14 protein-coding genes and 1 pseudogene are annotated in these 19894 nt (G+C 46.4%); 5 read left to right on the top strand and 10 right to left on the bottom strand.

Annotation, left to right across the window (positions count from 1 at the left end; all coding sequences use genetic code 11):
* Positions 1–64 precede the first annotated feature (64 nt).
* Together H6G03_RS06735 and H6G03_RS06730 are read right to left on the bottom strand one after the other, a co-directional pair.
* Positions 65–3610: a response regulator gene (locus H6G03_RS06735; RefSeq protein ID WP_190463345.1), complete on the bottom strand. Its 3546-nt coding sequence runs from the start codon at positions 3608–3610 to the stop codon at positions 65–67.
* 51 nt (positions 3611–3661) lie between these two features.
* The gene (locus H6G03_RS06730; protein ID WP_190463343.1) at positions 3662–4174 is read right to left on the bottom strand and encodes a hypothetical protein; all 513 of its coding nucleotides are present in this window, start codon (positions 4172–4174) and stop codon (positions 3662–3664) included.
* Between the two features lie 364 nt (positions 4175–4538).
* Between H6G03_RS06730 and H6G03_RS06725 the strand changes: the two genes are divergently transcribed.
* Positions 4539–5198, top strand: coding sequence for a GNAT family N-acetyltransferase (locus H6G03_RS06725; protein ID WP_322111865.1), 660 nt, complete (start codon positions 4539–4541; stop codon positions 5196–5198).
* Positions 5199–5288: 90 nt separating this feature from the next.
* Positions 5289–5732, top strand: a complete 444-nt coding sequence (locus tag H6G03_RS06720; protein ID WP_190463341.1) for a hypothetical protein — start codon at positions 5289–5291, stop codon at positions 5730–5732.
* A gap of 112 nt (positions 5733–5844) precedes the next feature.
* Here H6G03_RS06720 and H6G03_RS06715 read toward each other — a convergent pair whose 3' ends face one another.
* The 4 genes from H6G03_RS06715 to H6G03_RS06700 all read right to left on the bottom strand — a co-directional run bounded on the left by H6G03_RS06715 (position 5845) and on the right by H6G03_RS06700 (position 8988).
* Entirely contained in the window at positions 5845–7008 is a 1164-nt protein-coding gene (locus H6G03_RS06715; protein ID WP_190463339.1) for a histidinol-phosphate transaminase, read from the bottom strand.
* 94 nt (positions 7009–7102) lie between these two features.
* Positions 7103–7744, bottom strand: a complete 642-nt coding sequence (locus H6G03_RS06710) for a YqiA/YcfP family alpha/beta fold hydrolase (RefSeq protein ID WP_190463337.1) — start codon at positions 7742–7744, stop codon at positions 7103–7105.
* A gap of 177 nt (positions 7745–7921) precedes the next feature.
* A complete protein-coding gene (locus H6G03_RS06705; RefSeq protein WP_190463335.1) occupies positions 7922–8416 on the bottom strand; it encodes a hypothetical protein in 495 nt (164 codons plus the stop codon).
* Entirely contained in the window at positions 8413–8988 is a 576-nt protein-coding gene (locus H6G03_RS06700; protein WP_322111864.1) for a sigma-70 family RNA polymerase sigma factor, read from the bottom strand. The genes H6G03_RS06705 and H6G03_RS06700 overlap by 4 nt, the downstream gene beginning before the upstream one ends.
* Positions 8989–9184: 196 nt before the next feature.
* Here H6G03_RS06700 and H6G03_RS06695 point away from each other — a divergent pair, with 196 nt between their 5' ends.
* The gene (locus H6G03_RS06695; protein WP_190463332.1) at positions 9185–10402 is read left to right on the top strand and encodes an FAD-dependent monooxygenase; all 1218 of its coding nucleotides are present in this window, start codon (positions 9185–9187) and stop codon (positions 10400–10402) included.
* A 13-nt stretch (positions 10403–10415) separates the two neighbouring features.
* Here H6G03_RS06695 and H6G03_RS06690 read toward each other — a convergent pair whose 3' ends face one another.
* From H6G03_RS06690 to H6G03_RS06680, 3 genes are all read right to left on the bottom strand, one after another.
* Positions 10416–11186, bottom strand: coding sequence for a DUF4058 family protein (locus H6G03_RS06690; protein ID WP_190463331.1), 771 nt, complete (start codon positions 11184–11186; stop codon positions 10416–10418).
* Positions 11187–11518: 332 nt separating this feature from the next.
* Positions 11519–15082: a HEAT repeat domain-containing protein gene (locus tag H6G03_RS06685; RefSeq protein WP_190463329.1), complete on the bottom strand. Its 3564-nt coding sequence runs from the start codon at positions 15080–15082 to the stop codon at positions 11519–11521.
* Positions 15083–15158: 76 nt separating this feature from the next.
* On the bottom strand, positions 15159–15644 hold the full coding sequence (locus H6G03_RS06680) for an adenylate/guanylate cyclase domain-containing protein (RefSeq protein ID WP_190463327.1): 486 nt from the start codon (positions 15642–15644) through the stop codon (positions 15159–15161).
* Between the two features lie 791 nt (positions 15645–16435).
* Between H6G03_RS06680 and H6G03_RS06675 the strand changes: the two are divergent.
* A pseudogene (locus H6G03_RS06675) lies at positions 16436–16702 on the top strand (hypothetical protein); the annotation flags it as partial.
* A 70-nt stretch (positions 16703–16772) separates the two neighbouring features.
* Here H6G03_RS06675 and gor read toward each other — a convergent pair.
* On the bottom strand, positions 16773–18170 hold the full coding sequence (gene gor, locus H6G03_RS06670) for a glutathione-disulfide reductase (RefSeq protein WP_190463323.1): 1398 nt from the start codon (positions 18168–18170) through the stop codon (positions 16773–16775).
* 73 nt (positions 18171–18243) lie between these two features.
* On the opposite strand from gor, the gene H6G03_RS06665 reads away from it, so the two are divergent.
* Positions 18244–19872: a mechanosensitive ion channel family protein gene (locus H6G03_RS06665; RefSeq protein ID WP_190463321.1), complete on the top strand. Its 1629-nt coding sequence runs from the start codon at positions 18244–18246 to the stop codon at positions 19870–19872.
* Positions 19873–19894 lie beyond the last annotated feature (22 nt).

Below are 19894 nucleotides of genomic sequence, written 5' to 3'. Positions count from 1 at the left end.
CTCAAACTAGGATAACACAACTTTTCGCGATCGCACAACACCTCCCACCTTTCTTTCTTCATTGCTAAGACTTCTTGATATTGGGGTTGACGATGAAGGTGAGAACCGTTTCATCCACACCTTTGAGCTGTAGGGGACTGCCTTTAGTAATTTCAGACTCATCCAGATAATCGGCGACAGCAGCCGAAACCAGGATGCAGTCAGGTGCTGCGGCTTGTTGAAGTCGAGAAGCGATGTTGACCGTGGGGCCAATTGCTGTATAGTCAGCTCGTTCGGCGCTGCCAAACATACCGACTACAGCCGTTCCCTGATGAATACCGCAGCGGAACTGAACGCGGGGAATCCCCTGATCTTGCCAGCGCAGATTGAGGTCATCTAAATATTGACGCATTTGCCGAGCCGTTGCGATCGCTCGCCGTACCTGTTCGTTGGGAGTCAGTTCCTCCGGTGCGCCAAACATTGCCAGCACCGCATCTCCCATAAACTTATCGACAGTACCGCCGTTGTCGAACACCGCCCTAGTCATATACTCGAAATATTCATTCAACAATTCCGCCACCCGACGACTCCGCAAAGTATTGGATAGTTGCGTAAAACCGACAATATCGCTAAACAGAATTGTTACTAAACGAGGTTCCGGCTTCAAATCCAGAGACAGCCCGCCAGTGGCTGCTTTTTGTACCATTGTCGGTGGCAAGAAGCGCTTCAGCACAGATTCTGTGAGATATTTATTCAGTTCCGTAACGCGGCGTTCATTCTGCTTGAGTTCCAGCAGATTCCGCACAGCCGCCAGCAATTCGCGATCGTTAAACGGCTTAGCCAAATAGATATCTGCACCCAATTCCGTACCTTCAATGCGAGTATCTTCATCCACTTTAGCCGTGAGCAGGATAATCGGCGTTCCCTTCAAATCCTGCTGTTCCCGGATCATACGAATCATTTCCAAACCGGACACCATCGGCATCATCAAATCGGTCACAATTAAGTCAGGACGGTTAGCTTTCGCCACACCGAAACCCTCAGCTCCATCGCGGGCTGTCAAAACTTCAAACCCTGATGCCTGTAGAACTCTAGATACATAAGAGCGCAGATCCGGGTTATCATCTACCACCAAAATACGATTGCGAGCCTGTACCGAGTTTTCCGTTGGGGAATCTACTTTTAACTCAGTATTTTCTCCTACTGTGCCGATCAGTTCCAGATCTGCCAATTCCACGGCGGCGCGGTTCGGTTGTAGTTGCGTTGGCACTTCCAGTACCTGATCTAGAGGCAGGTGAGATATCCCCGTTTGCAACCAAACGGTAAAAGTACTTCCGGCTTGATAAATCGACTCCACGGAGATTTGACCGCCGTGGAGTTCCACCAATTCTTTTACCAGCGCCAGACCCAAACCGGAACCTTCATAAGAGCGATTGACAGACCCTTCTGCTTGCCGGAAGCGCTCAAACAGATGGGGGATCTGTTCGGTACGAATACCGATGCCAGTGTCTTTGACTTGGATGCGAACGTGGTCTCCCGCTCTTTCCACCTTAACGGCTATACTGCCACCGGAGTCGGTAAACTTCATAGCATTGGAGAGGAGATTGTAGAGTACCTTGTCAAATTTTTCCGGATCTAGATAGACCATCGGACAGGAGTTGAGATCTGCGATCAGACGCAGACCCTTTTTTTCGCAGTAGGGTCGGAAGGCTTCCATAATTTGGCTGACCATAATCACCAAATCGCAAGGACGGAAACTGGCTTGCATCCGTCTGGCATCGAGTCGCTGCAAATCCAGCAATTGATTTACTAATCGCAGCAATCGACGACAATTGCGGAGGGCGATTACCGCTTGGTCGTGAGGCAAATCTTGCTGTCGATCGACTGCCGATTCTAATGGGCCCATCATCAGGGTGAGGGGCGTGCGGAATTCGTGGGAAATATTTTGGAAGAATTCGGTTTTTTGTTTGTCTAGTTCCTGCAAGCGCTCTGCCTGCTGTCGCGTTTTCTGATATAGGCGGGCGTGTTCTACGGCGATCGCAGCTTGAGCTGCCACAGCTTGGGCCAAGTCAATGTCTGCTTGTTGCCAGCAACGAGAGTTTGTGGCTTCTCGCAAAGTAATGCTGCCGATGATTCTGCCTTCGGCGATTAAGGGTACTACCATCAGGGCTCGTGCGGAAGAGCGCAAAGGCAAATCGAAGCCTTGCATATCTGGATTTGCTTCCAGGTCATTGATCGCCACCGGTTGTTGGGTACTGAGCAATTGCTGCAAAACGGGATTGCCTGCGATCGGCGCTACGGATTGAGGTAACTGGGAAGAATTTGGGATTTTAGCTCGTTCTCTGCTTCCTAGCTGGGAATTGGTATTTTGGATCGCACCTTGTAATGAAGAGTTTGAGGAAAATGTTTTTTCTAGGAAAGTTGCGTCTGTTAAAGCTGTGCCTACACTTATGGAAGAATCTAAACTTTTGTCGTATAATCCGACGCACTGAACAAATTCATCGGATTCTGTCCACAGAGAAAGAGTGCAGCCATCTACCTTGAGCGCTTGACCGAGTTGTTGGGTAATCGCGGCAAAGATATCTTGGGGATCGAGACTGGAGCGAATTGCGGAAGTGATCGTGTTAATCAAAGCTTCCCGTTTTGCCATTGCCAGGGAACGATCGTAAGCGCGTGCTTGAGATAGGGCGAGGGCTGCTTGATCGGCAACCATGAATACCAACTGCACCTCATCATCTTGCCAGCGACGGGGCTCTCCGCATTGATGCAGTGCCAATACAGCCATCAGTTCCAATTGGCAAATCAAGGGTACTACCAAACTGGAGCGAATGTCAGCGGTACTGTATGCGATCGCACGTTGTTTTTGTGCCGGTGTGTCGCCTTGGATGCGATCGTCGGTTGTAATATCGTCGAACACCAGGACATCGTGGGTTTCCCACACCGTCTCCGCTAAAAGCGCAATTTGAGAAGCCTGTGCTTCCTTGGGTGATTCTTCCCTCACTTCCGACGGGTATGGTAAAACAGTCTTCTGTCTTTGATAAACAAAGCATTCGTCTCCCATCCGATCGTCTTGGAAAGGACGGAGAATACAGATGTCCGCTTCCAGCATATGACCGACCGTGTTGACGATCGTCTGGAGAATCTGTCGATAATCGGTGTGGGAGCGAATGGTATTGGTAACTGTATTGAGCAGAGATTCCTGACGCAGCGTGCGGCACAGTTCCTGAGTGCGAGTTTTGAGGACGTTGTGGGTATCCAGCGCTTGCCGCACTACTGCTTGCAGGTGTTCTGCTTCCCACGGCTTCGTAACGTACTTGAATACCTTACCGCTGTTGATTGCTTCTACGAGGTCTTCCACATCCGTGTAGCCGGTCAAGATAATCCGAATGATATCTGGATACTGAGTGGCGGTGAGACTCAAAAATTCTGTGCCGCTCATCAGTGGCATACGCTGATCCGAGATAATCACGGCGATATCCCTCTCCGATGCCAAAATTTCTAGGGCAGCCAGTCCCGATTCTGCCCTCAAAACTTTATATTCTCGATAGAAAGTGCGATACAGCAGGTCGAGATTATCTGGTTCATCATCAACAACCAGAATTTTCGGCTTATTCATATATTGAGATTTCATAAACCGCTCTCCTGCCTAAGGTACTCTTGGAGGAAAAACCGTCTCATCAGACTACCAAAGCCCAGTAAAATCGATGGTTTGTTTCGCCAAACGCAGATGCAAAAAACGCCAAACACAGGCAAATGGTAAACTGTTGAAATGGGAGCGGTTGGAAAGCAGGCTAAAGTACTTCTGCCCTTTACCAAGAGCCGCTGTATTAAAATTTTCAGCCCTAAGAGCGGTTGTGGCAACTTTGTCCCCAGGCGTAGGATCGATTCCATATAGCGGCAAGGTCAACCAGCAAAACGAGCTTTTGATATTGCAGCTGCCTTTGGGCCTGTATAAAGTTTGGCAGGCGATCGACGCTGCCTCCCTTTTGGGCCATTGCAATGAAAGTTCATTTCCGAGTTCCTTTGTGTGAGTAAAATTTCTTATCTGTGTTCCTCGCTTAGGAGGAAGGGATCTGGTGTAAAAATTTGCAACGCTAATTTTTTGGCTTAAACCGAGAAGCCAACAGAGCCCTTGGTAACAATTTTTAAAGGTTGACTGACTTAGCACTGGATTTAACTTTTCAGCGTAAAACAAAGTAGATGACATTTATCGTGCCAGCAGCTTTGAAGGTAGGACGGTTGGCACACACTAGCGTTAGGCTGTAAGAGAAATACCAGTTTAGCATTGCTAACCAAGACACGCTCTTAAGCTAGGTTTCGTTGCGGCCTGACAAACCAGTGTGGGCGAAACTTTTGTATAGATAGCCTTTGGCTGCCAATCCAAATTTTTCGTTACAAATGCTTTGCCCGTAATAAGGTTTATACACCCTCTCTCACAATCCTAATGCAGTCAGAGAAGGATGCTTGCACTTCTTAGCTTGAGGTCGGTCTTGGCAATTGTCTGGTTAAATTTAGAATACCCGGCATCCGCCGTGACGAGTGTCAAATAGTAAACAGTTGTGAAACCCTTGTTCTCGTCCTCAAAACACTGCCAGGAAAATAACTTTGTTTCGCCAACCGCAGGCGAAACAGACGCTAGCATACGGCAAAGGGCCGAATTAGCGAGCTTGAACCACTTTCTCATCCGTGCAGCTAAAGCTAGGGATTTGACTGCTCTTGCAGAAATCCTTGCTGATAGCTTTCATTCTCGTGTCGGTATCGGTGGCTGGATTTATCCATTGTTGCGTCTGGGGATTTACGAAGATTTACGTACTAGGCTGCAATCAACTTCTCCTCGTTACATTTGTCTTGTAGCGGTAGAACCTGTGACGACTCGCCCCAGCGACTGCGATTATTTGGCAGGAACGGTAGAAATGGCCTTGCGCTCAACTCATCCTTGGTTGCCGATCGGTTTGCCGCAGTACCCTTATGTATCCAATTTGGCAGTACGAACCGAATGTCGCCGGCAGGGAGCGGCTCAACAATTGTTGCTTACTTGCGAACGAATCGCTCTGGGATGGGGTTTTCACGATGTCTACCTTCACGTATTAGAAAATAATCATCAAGCACGGCGACTTTATTTCAAGTTAGGTTATCGCTTACACCAAGTCGATTCGAGTTGGAGTTCTTTGCTGCTGGGGCGACCGAGGCGTTTGTTGTTGCATAAGCGCTTGGTGTAGGTTAATAGTAAGTAGCAAGTAGTTATTCGTTAATTTTACTTACTACTTACTACTAATTTTTGACAAATAATTTTTCAGAAATAACGCGATATGAAACATGAAAATGAGGATCGTAACAAGTCGGAAATTGTGGCACAATTGCACAGCGGTGAACTGTTAGTAGTGAATAGGAACAAGCGTAATGGGCTGATCCTTTACAAATCTTACCATGCAGAGTTTGCTGGGCCGGGATCTGCTGTTGGTGGCACATTTGATAATGATTGCCAGCGGGCTATTCCTGTGGGAAATTTTTCTTTAGTTGTGCCAGATTCCTATGAGGCGCGACAGACTGCTTATAAGACTCGACGACAGTGGATTATGCTCACAAAACAGTTAGCTGATAAGCGAGATCCGCTAGAGCGTGCGGAAAAGTTGTTGCTTCAGTTTGAAGCTTTTTTTGATGCGGAAATGGTGGCGCAATTGCCGGATGATGTGCTGGGCTCTTTGGTTGGCGTTTTGCCTCAGACGATGGCATTGGCGCGACAAAAGGATTAAAAATTACTGAAAATTTCAGATCTCAGATTTGAAATTTTAAATTTTTAGTTGATGTTTCGCCACCTCAACTAAGGAGTATCTACATAAGTGTGGAGGGTGGGGAATGTGGCGATTAACTGTGGAGTGCAGCTGCTAACCGTTGGAGAGTTCGCTGATTCTCATCGGTGCTGCCTACAGTAATTCTCAATCCGCCGCTGATGTGACGAACTAAAGTGCCTTGGGCTTTGAGTTGCTGCACCAAAACTTTCAATTTGTCTGGTGTAGAATTATCTTCAGTCTTGGTAAGACGCAAGTAGATAAAGTTAGCGGCACTCGGCCAAACTTTTAAGGCGGGATGCTGGGCTAAGCTATTAATTAATTCCTCTCGATCGCTTAAAATTTGACCGATCGATGCCAGTAAAATTTGTCTGTGTTTCAGGGCGACTAAAGCGGCAGCTTGGGTGAAGCTGGGCAGGTTATATGGCAAGCGAACTTTTTCTAGGGCGGCTATTAATTTGGGATGAGCGACAGCATAACCAACTCGATGTGCTGCCAATCGAAACGCTTTTGAGAAAGTTCGCAGCACTATCCAATTGGGATGTTGTGGCAATTCACCGACAATTGTTGTTTGACTAAATTCAAAATAAGCTTCGTCAATTACTACGAGGATTTGCTCTGGCAAATTTCGCAACCAATCTAACTCTTTTGCGGTTAATGGGTTGGCGGTGGGGGAGTTAGGATGAACGACAAATACTACGCGGATGGGGGGATTTTGTGTTTGTTCGATCGCGTTTTGTGCTGCTGCTAAATCGATTGCAAAATTAGTTTCGTTGCGACTTACCTTTACTACTGGAATACCCAAGGTTTCTGCCAGAATACCATACATAGAGAAGGTAGGATTGGCAACCAGGATAGACCCTTCTCCGCGCAGGCAGGTGGCGATGAGAATGGAGCGAATGAGTTCGTCGGAACCGTTGCCTACGGATATATTTGAACTGGTAAAGTTAGGGGCGATCGCTTGCGATTGCGCGTACAGATTGGCAGATTCGTTGACGTAATCCGCGATCGCTTGCTTTAATGCTGTATGACCGCCATCGGGATAGCGGTTGCTCTCCATGACTTGCTGAAAAGTCCAACTGAGTTTTTCTTTTAACTCTGTTGGCAAATCGAAGGGACATTCGTTGGTATCGAGACGATCGATCGCTATGTCAGATTTGACTGCTTCGCCGGATTCACCACCGGGATGCGGTGTGTAGGCGGTGAGTTGGGCTAGGTCTGAGCGAATGAAGGGGAGCATAGCAATGATAATTTTAGATTTTAGATTTTAGATTTTAGATTGAATTTTTATCTTAAATCCACTTTTTCAAATTGGCAATTGGTAGATTCTATTTTTAGAGGTGGCAAAATGCTTGTATTTGTTGCCAAATTTCGGGGAGGACGTTGGCGAGGGAGTGGTCGCTGTCGAGTTCGATCAGTTTGACCCAAGGACGAGAAGCGGCAAAGTATCGCGATGCTTGAATAGGGATGGTTTCGTCGTAAATGCCGTGCAGTATCAGGGTGGGAATGGGGCGCTGCAATTGTTCCTCGCGATACTGATTGGCGTCTCGGACAAATTGGTAGCTGAGGGGGAGCGATCGCTTTTCTCGGTAATGATACACCGACAAGTATCCTTCTGTCTGCCAGCGCTGTAAAGTTTCTTCACCTAATTTGGGCAACCAATGAGAGAGAAATTGAAAAGCTGGGGCTAAGAGTACCAGTTTTTCACATTGTAGCTGCTGCTGTCCCAACCAAGCAGAGGCCAAACCGCCAAAACTGGAACCGATGAGAGTTACTGGTGTGGGTGGGGGTGGAAATTCGGCGGCGACTTGATGGAGTTGTCGGGACATAGTGAGGTGGGAAAAGTCGCCTTGATTGAGATCGGGTGTTTTCAGGGGTATTTGCAAGGCGGAGAAGCGATCGAGTAAATCAATGGCTTTGGCAGATTGGGGACCCGAAGCAAAGCCATGTAGGTAAATGTAGGAGGATTTGGGCATTGGGAAACAGATTGACGAAGCGAAAAAATCCGGTTTCTTTTAGTTGGGTTAACGAAATCAGGATTTGGGCAGCCACTTTGCTAAAACACTATTATCTAGTATAGCAAATTCATGAATCGCTCTGCATTTACACAAGGTTAAAGCTGCCCCAAAAGCGCACTTAGCAACATGATGAGATTATTTTCTGGCTGGTTGGCGAAGATTTTTTTTACTGCCATCCTGAGATTTGGCATTCGTGAATTGGGATTGTTCGACTGATATATTTTTGATATTTTTTGGCAGGGGTATAGTTCTGACTAAACCATTCCAGTTATTTTGTAAAAATATTTCGACGCTGACTATTTCTTCATTATTTGGGATGGTGGTTATTGAAGTGCGATCGTCTCTTATTCCGAAAGAAAACGCAGAGGGTAAGATATTACCGCGCCATCGCAGTGGATCGCTTGCCCAAACTAACATTACTCCGGCAGCAATAGCAGGAGTAACTAACCACAACCGCTTACATTTAGCCGGGTGGTGTTGACAGAATCGGTTTAAATTTAATGCAGGTTCGGAATCCAACTCTTGCCAAATCCGTTCTTCTAAATCTGGTGCTGCTGGGGGAACATCCGGACGGTTAGCTTTGATGAATTCTATTAATTCTTTATCATCATCTGCGGGAAGTTTTTTCATAGCTGAACTCCTTGTTGCTGGAGAAATTGCCGCATGGCAGCACGGGCATTAAATAGGCGAGATTTGACAGTTCCCACCGGAATACCCAATATTTCAGCAACTTCTTTTTGAGGGACTTCTTCGAGATCGTGCAGGACGATGACGGCGCGATGCTCTAAACTGAGTTGAGCTAATCCGCGCTGTACTAAATCTTGATAATGCAGCTGCATCAGGTCGGGCGCGGGTACTTGGTCTGAGCTTTTTGTGTTTAGTTTGGAATCGAATGTGCGCTGCTGGGCATATTTTCGTCGTTGGTCACAGGCTACGTTCCAACAGATACGATATAGCCAAGTGGAAAATTGAGATGTCTGTCGCAGTTGGGGCAATCCTTTCCACGCCCGTAAAAATACTTCTTGCACCAAGTCGTCGAGGATTGAAGGGCCACAAAGTTGATACAGCGTTGACCTGACTTTTTGATGATAGCGATGATATAGTTGCCGAAAACGCTGCTGGTCGCCCAGTATGCTTTGTTCGGCTAGGTAGGAATCTGACAGCTGGCTGTCTTGCACATTTACCCCTGGGACAAGATACACCTCTCGTTCTCCCTCAATGGCTTTGTTCGTTTTGTTTAGACTGGGGTAGTCGGCGAAAGGTTCATCGTCAGTGCTAACTCAGTAGGGTGCGAAGCGCGACAGCGTAACGCACCAGAAATACATTGCGGAGTTTGAGTATTTTGGATAATGATAAAGTGCGATCGCTCAGTAAAATAGCGTCACCAAGGAAAAAGCTATGGCGTTAAAGGCAATTATCATCGGTGGTGGAATTGGAGGACTAACTTGTGCGCGTGCTTTTCTTGACGCGGGAATGCAGGTAGAACTCTACGAAAAGCGCGACCTTGATTCCATGTTATCTGGGCCAGGAGGCATTTTCATTCAACGGAATGCCATGCGCGTTTACGAATTGCTGTGGCAAGGAAAAATTCAAAAGCAGTTATATCAACAAGGAGCTAAGATTCTCTCAGGTGGGTTTTTCAGCAAACAGGCAAAGCCTCTATATATTAATGCGCCCGAATTTGTGAAACTGGAAGATTTGGGTATTTGCATTTTGCGTCCCGAATTACAACGCATTCTCTACAATGCGTTACCGGAAGGAACTGTTAGAAATAAGGCAGCTTTTACTGATTTTTCCGAAACATCAGATGGGATTCGCGTTTCGTTTGCGGATGGAAGAGAAGCTTGGGGCGATGTTTTGATTGGCGCGGATGGACTTTATTCGCAAGTAAGAGCGCGTTTAAATGGAAATGAAAAAATAGCAGCGCCTGTTTACAGTGGAATGTGTTGCTGGCGGGGTTGGTTTTCCCAAAATAATTTGCCTTTAGATCAGCGTTACAGTTGGGGAGAGTTTTGGGGACGCGGTAATCGTTTTGGCTACTTTGATGTAGGTAGTGGTCGGTTTGCTTTTTATGGATTTAGTAACACTCCAGCAGGTGGTAACGATCGAACGATGGGTGGTGCTAAGAAGGCGATGCAAGCAATTTTTTCATCTTATGCTCAGCCAATACCAGCTATTATTGAAACATTGTCGGAAGAGGGGATTTATCGGGATGATATTTTCGATCGCGAACCGTTGGGTATGCAATGGGGGCGGGGTCGGGTAACTTTAATTGGAGATGCTGCTCATCCAGTGCAACCAAATTTAGGTCAAGGCGGTTGTATGGCGATCGAAGATGCTTTTGAGTTAGTTAAACTGTTAAGGATTAGAGCAGAAAAAGGAGGAGATATTCCGGCGCTCTTGCGGCAATTTGAGGCAAGTAGAAGTAAGAGAGTCGCTCAGGTTTTTACTGTTTCCAGACAGGTAGGAGGCTTAGGGCAAACAGATTCAGCGTTTGGTTGTTTTCTGCGAGATTCGATCTATTGGCTGACCCCTACTTGGTTGGGCGATCTACAGTTTAAATGGCTGTTTGATTATCAGCCGCAATGGGGTTTAGAGGATGGGGAGAAAAGTTGAGGAAAGTTTATTCTTATGCTTGCTCTCTTAATAACACTTCCATCCACTGGGTATCTTGTTCGGATAGTGGGGGTTGGGGTGGTTTGGTGTAATCAATTGCTAAGTAATAACGCCCTTTTTGGTAAACGCGATCGAGCAAAGGTTGTAAATTTAGGATTGGTTCTGCTTCACCTGGCATCAGCGGAATTGGTACTGGGGGAATAGACTGTCGTAAGCTAAAAGCATATAATTCCCCTGTAGGTCGGCGATCGCCCCGACAAATTAGAATTCGATAATCTCCTAAATTTTTACTAGAAATTGGAAAAGGTTTGCCACCCCTTAGCAGATCGATTTCAACTAGATGAGTAGCACTAGCTAAAACCTGATTTCGTTTGCGTTCGTAAGTATTGCGACCTTCACCTGGACGCTTATTTTTTGGCGACAAAATCTCGATCGCTGTAACAACAGTGCCAGTAGCAATTTCACGAATTTCGAGATAACGCTCGTTTACTTCTTCTGCAATGGGAATTGTCACTTTTTCAGGTTGAACGGACAATGATAAAGTAGCAATAGTTGATGTTGGTTCTGCTTTTTTCCCAGTCACTACGGCAACATCGGGAATACCAACTAAAACACTTTCCTCATCACTACTAAAATAAGTTCGCTTTTCAATTTCGACTCGATATTTCTCGCTCAAACGATCCACCAAGTCATCTGCGATCGCTACAATTAAACGGTTATGTACCGCTGACCAAAATTCTGGATTTTCTAGGTAAGGGTTTATTCCGGGAAATGGCGATCGCATAGGATAATTTTAGGTAAATCATAGACTTATAGCTAGGGACTAGCGGCTAGGGCGTCGGAGGGGCGAAGCATTTGGTGAGAAATCTTTTGGTGAAAGTGAAAAATTATCGCCCAAATGCTTCGCCCCTACAGGGGAAGAAGGGATTAGGCGCGAGGGTTGGTTGGAATTAAGAATGCCTTAACCGCCTTGACTGTTGCTATATTTCTAATCATACCAACCAATTAAGATAAAAATGAGAGGGCAAATCTCTTAAGATCGGCTGAGTAAAATAGCGGGAAATAGGTCAATACTTTGCCCAAAAAGAGGGTTTCTTAGAGAAACCCTCTTTCTGGTTAAAACGATCGCACTCTCTCATCCTCCCCAATCTTCTCAGCAATCCACGCCACAATATCGGCAATTAAATTGGGCTGACTGGGTGAAAAGGATTGAAAGGGAATATGACACTGTTCGCTCACAACACAAATCGCGCCATCAAATCGGCTCAAATCGGTGAGGAAAATATCGCTAAATCCCTGCGGTGCTGGTGGTTGGGGATTTTCGTAAAATACTAAAACTGGTTGTTTCTTGCTGTTTCGTTTGAGCGATCGCCTGAAGGAATGCCAATAAAACTTCAGTTCCTGCATTGTTTCCGGTTCTCTGTTTTCCCTTTCCGGACAACCGAGATCGAGCATTTGGTCGTAAATTTCCAAAGCGGGATTATCGGGTTCGATAAACTTGCTACCGTCGATGCAAATTAAGTTAATCACCTGACTCAATTCCGGATGATTTTCTATAGCTTCTGCCAGAATTTCCGGTAATTCTGAAAGAGCGAAACCCTCCGTGACGGCAACGGTATTTGTTTGGCTGTGCCAAGCTTTATAAAAATCTGGATATGTCATATTTTGAGCGCAATGCCAAACAATTTCGTAGCAACGCCCGTACAGATCGAAATCGTTTTCGTAAACGCGCTCTGTCAAGAAATCCTTTAATCCAGTAACTCCCAACCCGCAGGAATTTTCATCGAGAATTACCCTCAAACTATGCACAACTCGTCCGCGAGTTTCTTCATCCCCAGAAGTATGGAGCAATTCGATTAAAGCAGCGATCGCATCTTGATTGCCTGGGTCGATTTGCCCTAAACTGGTAGCAGCTTGCCAACGAGTAAACTCATCCTGACTGGTTTGCAGCAGGTGCGTCAAAGCGTCGCGAGCTTCTTCGTTACCCAGGGCGAGATATCCCAAACTCCTTGCAGATCTTCTCCGGGTTTCTTGATTGTGGCTGTTTCGCACTAGCTGAGATAAAGCAGTTATAGCTTCCTCATTTCCCGGATCGATTTGCCCTAAGTTTTGAGCGGCTAATCTGCGGGTATCTTCATCTCCAGATGTGCGAATTAACTTACACAAAGTAGCGATCGCTTCCCGGTTTCCCGGATCGATTTGCCCTAAATTTTGAGCGGCTAATCTGCGGGTATCTTCATCTCCAGATGTGCGGATTAGGTGAATCAAAGCATCGCGAGCTGCGGAATTACCGGAATCGATTTGCCCTAAATTGTAGGCAGCTTGTCTGCGAGTATCTTCATCTCCAGATGCGTGCATTAACTCAATTAAAAGTCCGATCGCTTCTGGATTCCCCGGTTCGATTTGCCATAAATTCTGGGCGGCTAATTTGCGAGTGTCTTCATCTCCAGAAGTATTAATTAACTGAATTAAGGCGTTGCGTGCTTCCGGATTGCGCGGATCGATTAGCCCCAAATTATAGGCGGCTAATCTGCGGGTGTCTTCATCGCCAGAAGTATGTATTAACTGAATTAGAGCATCGGTAGCTTCGGCGTTTCCGGCATCGATTTGCCACAAATTAAGGGCGGCGATACGGCGGGTATCTTCATCTGCGGAATTGCGGATCAAGTCAATTAGATCTGCGATCGCGTGTGTATTTTTGGGATCGATTTGCCCTAAATTATAGGCAGCTTGGTTGCGCGTATCTTCATCCTCGCTATTTTGTAGCAATTCCAAAAGAGCGTAGATAGCATCTGGGTTTCCCACTCCAATTTGCCCTAAACTTTTAGCACAGCGCCTGCGAGTCTCTTCATCTCTGGAAGTTTGCAGCACTTCAATTAAGGCGGCGATCGCTTCTGGAGAACTTGCGCCAATTTGCCCCAACATTTGGGCCGATCGCCTGATAGTTTTATGTTGCTGACTGTTGTGCAGCAAGTCAATTAAAGCGGCGATCGCTCTGGAACGTTCAGTTTTTTGCAGTGCTGTTTTCGCTTCTTTTTCTAGGGCGAGGAGCGAAGTGCGATCGAGTAAAGCAGTTAGAGTTTTTTGACCGGAAAACTTATGCCTGGATGCACTATCTTTATTCCGCATTGCTGACAGAGAGTTGCACCATCTTTGCTTCTCTATTTCATAAGCAAACGTCCAGTGAACGAGCTGAGCCAAAATCCCATCAGCAAAGCTACAATCTTTAAATTCGGCAATCCCTGCTGCTGCCAAAAAATAAGCGCGATACTCATAAAAATGCTGACAACCGTCCTCAAATTCTAACAGTGCAGCGATCAACTCTTCTTTCTGCTCTTTTGCGACTTCCTCCCGCCCCAACCAAAGCAAAATTACTTCCCGCCACTGGGGTTCAAAAATGCGGTAAGCTCCCATACTGGGGTTGCGGGGAATGTGGTTGAGGAAATAGCGCCAATTCGGAATTGCCTGCGCCGCGAAATATTCTTGGAAAGTGGGATGGAAAAAAGCGTAAACTTCTTCGTGAGGATGTTCTGCGGTTACTCCCACATGATTTAGCCAACCTAGATCGAGAGCTAATTGAAACTGTTGGTACTGGTTCCCCAGCACTTTCTCTACAAAACTATGCCGCAACCTAAATCGAGATTCTTTGGCATTAATTGCTTCTAAAGCTAATTTTCCCAGGCTTTGAGTAAGAGCCTGTCGCTGTTGTTTGGTTGTGGGAAATCGCTCTTGTTTCCATTCATAAATTCCTTCGACAAACTGTTCGTAAAGTCCGGCTTTGGTGTTGGGCAATTCACCAGCACCAAATTGCCAAATATGACATAAAAGTGCCAACCTAAGAGGATTTTTGGCTGCATCGTCGATCCGCTCTCGTCCCGCTCGATCGATCTCTCGTATCAAGCACTTACCCGACTGGGGATTATCGCGGAACCAATGGCGGATGAATTCTTTTACCTGAGCGCGGTTAAAGTCTAAGTTGCGATAAGTGGCGAAGGATTCGAGCGCATTTTTGCCACTATCCCAAACATTCTGCCTACAGGTTAAAACAATTTGGGCGCGATCGAGCCAACCGGAGAGCTGGTTTGCGATCGATGTTAGGGGCGAAATTCCCCCAGATCCCTCGTCCATTTCGTCTGCGCCATCTAGCAGCAACCAAACTCGACCTTGATTGAATTGGTCAACAAAATCATCCTGAATTTCCGGTGATAGTCGCGCTTTGCGAATGGCGTCTTTGAGCCAATCTTCTAGTAAATATTGGTCGAGTTTGAGGTCTTTGTCTTTATCTTGCCAATCAGCTAGGGAAACCCAAATCGGTAAATCTTCGGTGTTTTCTAATACCCAAAAAGCTATCTTTTGTAAAAGGGTAGTTTTCCCCGCACCGGGTTCCCCAATTATGGCGATTTTTTTGCTTTTTCCGGGTTTGAGGACTTTCTCAAAAAACTCATCGTTTTCAAATGTTGCAGTTACTTCCTTTGGCGGCGATACCAGATCTAAGCTGACAGGTTTGTATAGCTGAGAACCTTGTTCTGGAGAAATATTTCCGCTGCGTCGATCGCGTTGTTTTCTCTCTACCAATCCCAAGGGTATGTAAATTTCATCTAAATCGAAGGTTACTCCCTCTTCAGCTGTGAGGGGATTGGTGGTGAGCCGTTTTTGCGATTCTAGTCTGTCTCTGCACACTTTCCGCCAAAAGTCAATCCCTGCTTTGATGCCGTCTTTGAGGGGTTTGGGTTCTTTGTTGTCGCCGTAGAGGACTTCAAAGATGGGGATGCAGGGCTAACTCAGCGATTTGGGTGTCGCGCAACAGTGCGGCGGTGGCTTCCGAGAGTAAAATTTGCTCGGCGCTGGCGAGGGCGGCGACACGGGCGGCATAATCTACTTCGTGTCCGATGAAGCGATCGGCATCCGGAAGCGGGCTACCCGTGTGCATTCCGATCGTGACTTGCAGTTTTCCAAATGGTGTGGGAATAGGGTCGGTGATGTGGCTATTTTGGATGGCGATCGCACATTGTACAGCTTGAATAGGTTTGGGGAAGACGAGGAAGAAAGCGTCGCCGATAGTTTCAACTTTGCGCCCACCGTATTTCTCTACACTGACTTCAACGCGGTGGCGATGCGGCATCAAAATTGTGTCCCGATACACGCGGTTGCGTGCGCTGATGTCACTGCCTTCTAATTTGGGTTTCATGGCAGTAGAATTTACTAGATCGGTGAACACCAAAGTGAGCGCGTTCTCAAACATGGCTTGGTGGATTCAAAACAATAAATCTTTCCTGAGAGGGAGGGCAATAAAGCAACGATATGCAGTCTGTACGCGCACTTGCATCGCCCATCTGACTATCTAGCAATATTGAGATAGCACCTCGCCCAACGATCGTAGCGACCAAAGCTTGGGGCTAACCCACACAAAGGGGTCAAGTAGGGAAGATAGCTCTTAGTTTAGCGACACCGTTCAATATATAACAAACTCTTCTGTTGTCCGAGAAGTAATCTCAAGTGTAGCGATCGCGCTTTATTTATTTTCTTAAACTAAGCAGCAGTCACCTCACACAAAGTAAAGTTTAGTTTCATTCGCTTGTCTCTCTGAAAAAGCGTGCTAAATTAAAAACATGAAGCAAACAAGCTTCTCCGACAGATACCACAGCGAAGTTAACGTTTGTAATAAAGAGGTAAAAGCCGCTGTTTCATATAGCATCTGTCTCATCCAAAAACAGTAACACCCAACCAAAAGTCTGATATTTCCTCATGTATTGCCAAGGGAGATAGGGAACTGGATTTTATATCTCAGTGCAACTCCGGGCTGAAAAACAATGAGAGGAGATTCCTCAGAGAATATGGCTTGGGTGTTGCTGTTTGAAAGATTTAGAAAAATTAAATATTAGCATTGAGAATATCGGAGCGATCGAAATCGCGACAAGACAAACAAAACCCGCATCGGCGGGTTTTTATCATTGAAAGTCCCCTCTATTCTGAAGAGGAATTGTATAGCCCAAGATTTCTAAGCTGTCGGGGTTTTTGTGGCGTTAAAAAAGAGCTTTAGTTCAGCAAATCATGAGGTGGGATATGGCAGTGTTAAGCGAGTCTCCGTGGTATCAAGAAATTTTGCAACAAGGAATACGCCAAGAACGACTGTCATCAATCGAACTAATTTTAGAGATGAAATTCGGCAGCGAGGGAGTACAGCTGATGCCGGAAATATCTCAAATTTCTGATTTGGAGCGATTGAAGACAATTCAACTGGGACTCAAGAGGGTGAGTACTCTAGAGGAATTGCAGGAAATCATTTCAAGTATTGATTAAATAGGAAATCTCAGAGCTTGCACTTGTCAGAAACCGGGTTTCTGACAAAGAAACCCGATTTTTCAGATATTTATCGCAACGTGACAAATTCTTCAGCGGTAGAAGGATGAATTCCCACTGTGGCGTCGAAGTCTTTTTTGGTAGCGCCCATTTTGACGGCTATGGCGATGCCTTGAATAATTTCGGCGGCATTTTCGCCTACCATATGAGCGCCCAATACTCGCTCGGTATTGCTGTCAACAACTAACTTGACCGTAACTTTTTCATCAGCGCCAGTCAAACTGTGGAACATGGGACGGAAACGGGCGCGATATATTTTTACGGCGTCGCCATATTTTTGTCGCGCTTCGGCTTCGCTCAATCCGACTGTGCCGGCTTCGGGTTGGGAAAATACGGCAGATGCGACTTCGTGGTGACTGAAAACGCGGGGATTGTTGCCAAATTCGGTATCGGCAAAAGCGCGACCTTCACCGATAGCAACGGGTGTTAAATTGATGCGGTTGGTGCAATCGCCGACAGCGAAAATATTGGGTTGGTTGGTGCGGCTGTACTCATCAACTTGGATGGCGCAGTTGACGCTGTAACCGTGCAATCTAGGCAAATCTTCATCTTCGCAGTTGATAACTTCAACATCGGCTGTTTCCAAACCGAGTCTGGCTAAATTGGGTGCGCGACCGATCGCAAATAAAACCGCATCTGCGGTTATAGTGGATTCTGTGTCTTTGCCTTTTTCAGCATAAGTGATTTTAATCCCTTCTGATGTCTGTTCAAATTTTTTGGCTAGGCTATTGCAAATAAAGTCGATACCGTGTTTGCTCATGCCATCCTTAACGCCGCTGCTAATATCTTCATCAAAGTCTTTTAAAATGCGATCGCCCCGAATCATCACACTTACCTGAGAGCCCAATCCGTGCATGATACAGGCAAATTCTACGGCGATATAGCCAGCACCGATAACTAACAGACGCTTGGGTTGTTCCTTAAGGTGAAACATCTCGCGAGAAGTAACGGTATATTCCACGCCAGGTAAATCCGGTTTGATAGCTTCGCCGCCGACAGCAATTAAAATTTTGTCGGCTGTGATTTTGCGTCCATTTACTTCTACGGTATGAGAATCGACTAAAGTGGCGCGACTTTGAAATAACTCGACGCCAGCTTTTGCCAAAAAGTTAATATGCAGCTGATTCAGACGCATGACTTCATTGTTGACGGCGGTAACGAGTTTTTGCCAATCAAAGCTGGGTTCGACTTTACTCCAACCGTAGCCAACTGCGTCTTCGTATAGATGCGAGAACTTAGAGGCATATACCATTAATTTTTTAGGAACGCAGCCGCGAATTACACAGGTACCGCCGACGAGATCCCCTTCTGCGATCGCTACTTTAGCACCGTAGGAAGCCGCTCGTTTGGAAGCCGCCAGCCCCCCGGAACCCGCACCTATCACAAAAAGGTCGTAATCGTATGCCATGACTTGCTATGCTCCCGTGGTGAACATCTCTACAATTTCGATCCTAATGATTTGCCTGAATCTGCTTGGCTTTATGAAAAATAAATCTCTCCGGATGCTCGTGGGACGGCTGAAAAATATTGCCCACCCACGATCGAACTTTATCGTTGTCCTCAGCTTTATTTTGGGCTGTGTGCTGAGCTTGACACCAGTTTGGGCGCAAGCAAATCCCTCGGCGGCGATTGCGCTGGATGGACGCCAGCTGTTTAAAGTCAGCCAGCTGGAGGGTTTTGACGCTCAACCGCGAGCTGATTATGCCAATGGGATTCTCAATCGAGCGGTGGAATCTGACGAAGCGGTGCAGGTGCAGGTGGTAAAGGTGAAAGATTTGCCTGTGATTCGGGTGAATGGGCTGAATTTGCTGACTGTCACCGAGAAAGATGCAGTAGATGGGATGACGAAGGAGGAACAGGCTCAACGGTGGCGCGATCGCATTGATGTTGCCATTAAGCTAGCACAGGAACAAAGGCGTCCTGAGTATATCCGCAAAGCTTTGTTGGTTTCCGCTGGGTGCGTGCTGGTAGCGATCGGCTTTAATTCTGTTTTAGGCTCAATTTGGCAGAAATTGCAGCGCCGATTGATTTCCCAGCGCGAAACTGTTCCGGAAACGGCTGCGCCAACTCAAAGTATTGACTTGTTCCTCAAGTTTACGCTTGTCCTGCTGCGTGTAGCGGTGTGGTTGGGTGCGCTACTCTACATTACCAACCAGTTTCCCCAAACGCGCCTGTGGAGCCAAAAAATAGTTGATGTGATTGTTTACAGTCTGGCTGCGCCGATTATCCCGCTGGGAGACAAATCTTACTCGGTTATTCAGGTAATTATCCTGATTGCGCTGTTTTACGGTCTTTTAATTGTAACTGGAACCGTCAAGAATGTGCTGCGATCGCGCATCTTGGGTTTGACGGGGATGAATCGAGGCGCTCAAGAAGCGATCGCCACGATCGCCTTCTACGGGCTGATTTTCATCGGTACTGTAGTGTTGCTGCAACTGTGGGGATTAGACCTCAGTTCTCTCACTATTTTTGCTGGTGTTTTGGGTGTAGGAATTGGTTTGGGATTGCAGGGAATTGCCAAGGAATTTGTCAGCGGTTTGGTGATTATTTTTGAGCGTCCGATTCAAGTTGGTGATTTTGTCAATGTGGGTGATTTTATGGGGACGGTCGAGCGGATAAGTGTCCGCAGTACGGAAATTCGCACGCTCGATCGCGTTTCCATAATTGTGCCTAATTCTCGATTTTTGGAAAACGAGGTTGTCAACTGGAGTCACAGCGGTTTTGTCACGAGGCTGAGATTGCCTATCGGTGTAGCCTACGGTTCTGATTTGAGTAAGGTACGCGATGCCTTGATTGATGCTACAAAAGATTATCCTGATGTGGTATCCGACCCACCTCCGAATGTGATTTTTAGGGGATTTGGCGATTATTCTTTACAGTTAGAGTTGCTGGTTTGGATTAAAGAACCGCGCCAACAGGTTATTATTAAGAGCGATTTGTATTTTCGGATTGATGGGATTTTGCGCGATCGCAATATTGAAATTCCTTTTCCTCAACGCGATTTCCACGTTCGTTCTGGTGCTTTGCCTTTAGAACTTTCGCCCCAGTTGGAAGCTACCCTTGCTAAATTTTTAGAAAGCTGCAACAATGGAGCCAATAAAAGGGAGTAAGTCAAAAGTCAAAAGAATTATG

This window comes from Aerosakkonema funiforme FACHB-1375 (assembly GCF_014696265.1).
Taxonomy (GTDB): Bacteria; Cyanobacteriota; Cyanobacteriia; order Cyanobacteriales; family Aerosakkonemataceae; genus Aerosakkonema; species Aerosakkonema funiforme_A.
The sequence above is the reverse complement of the archived record's forward strand: the minus strand, read 5'-3'. Positions and strand labels throughout refer to the sequence as shown.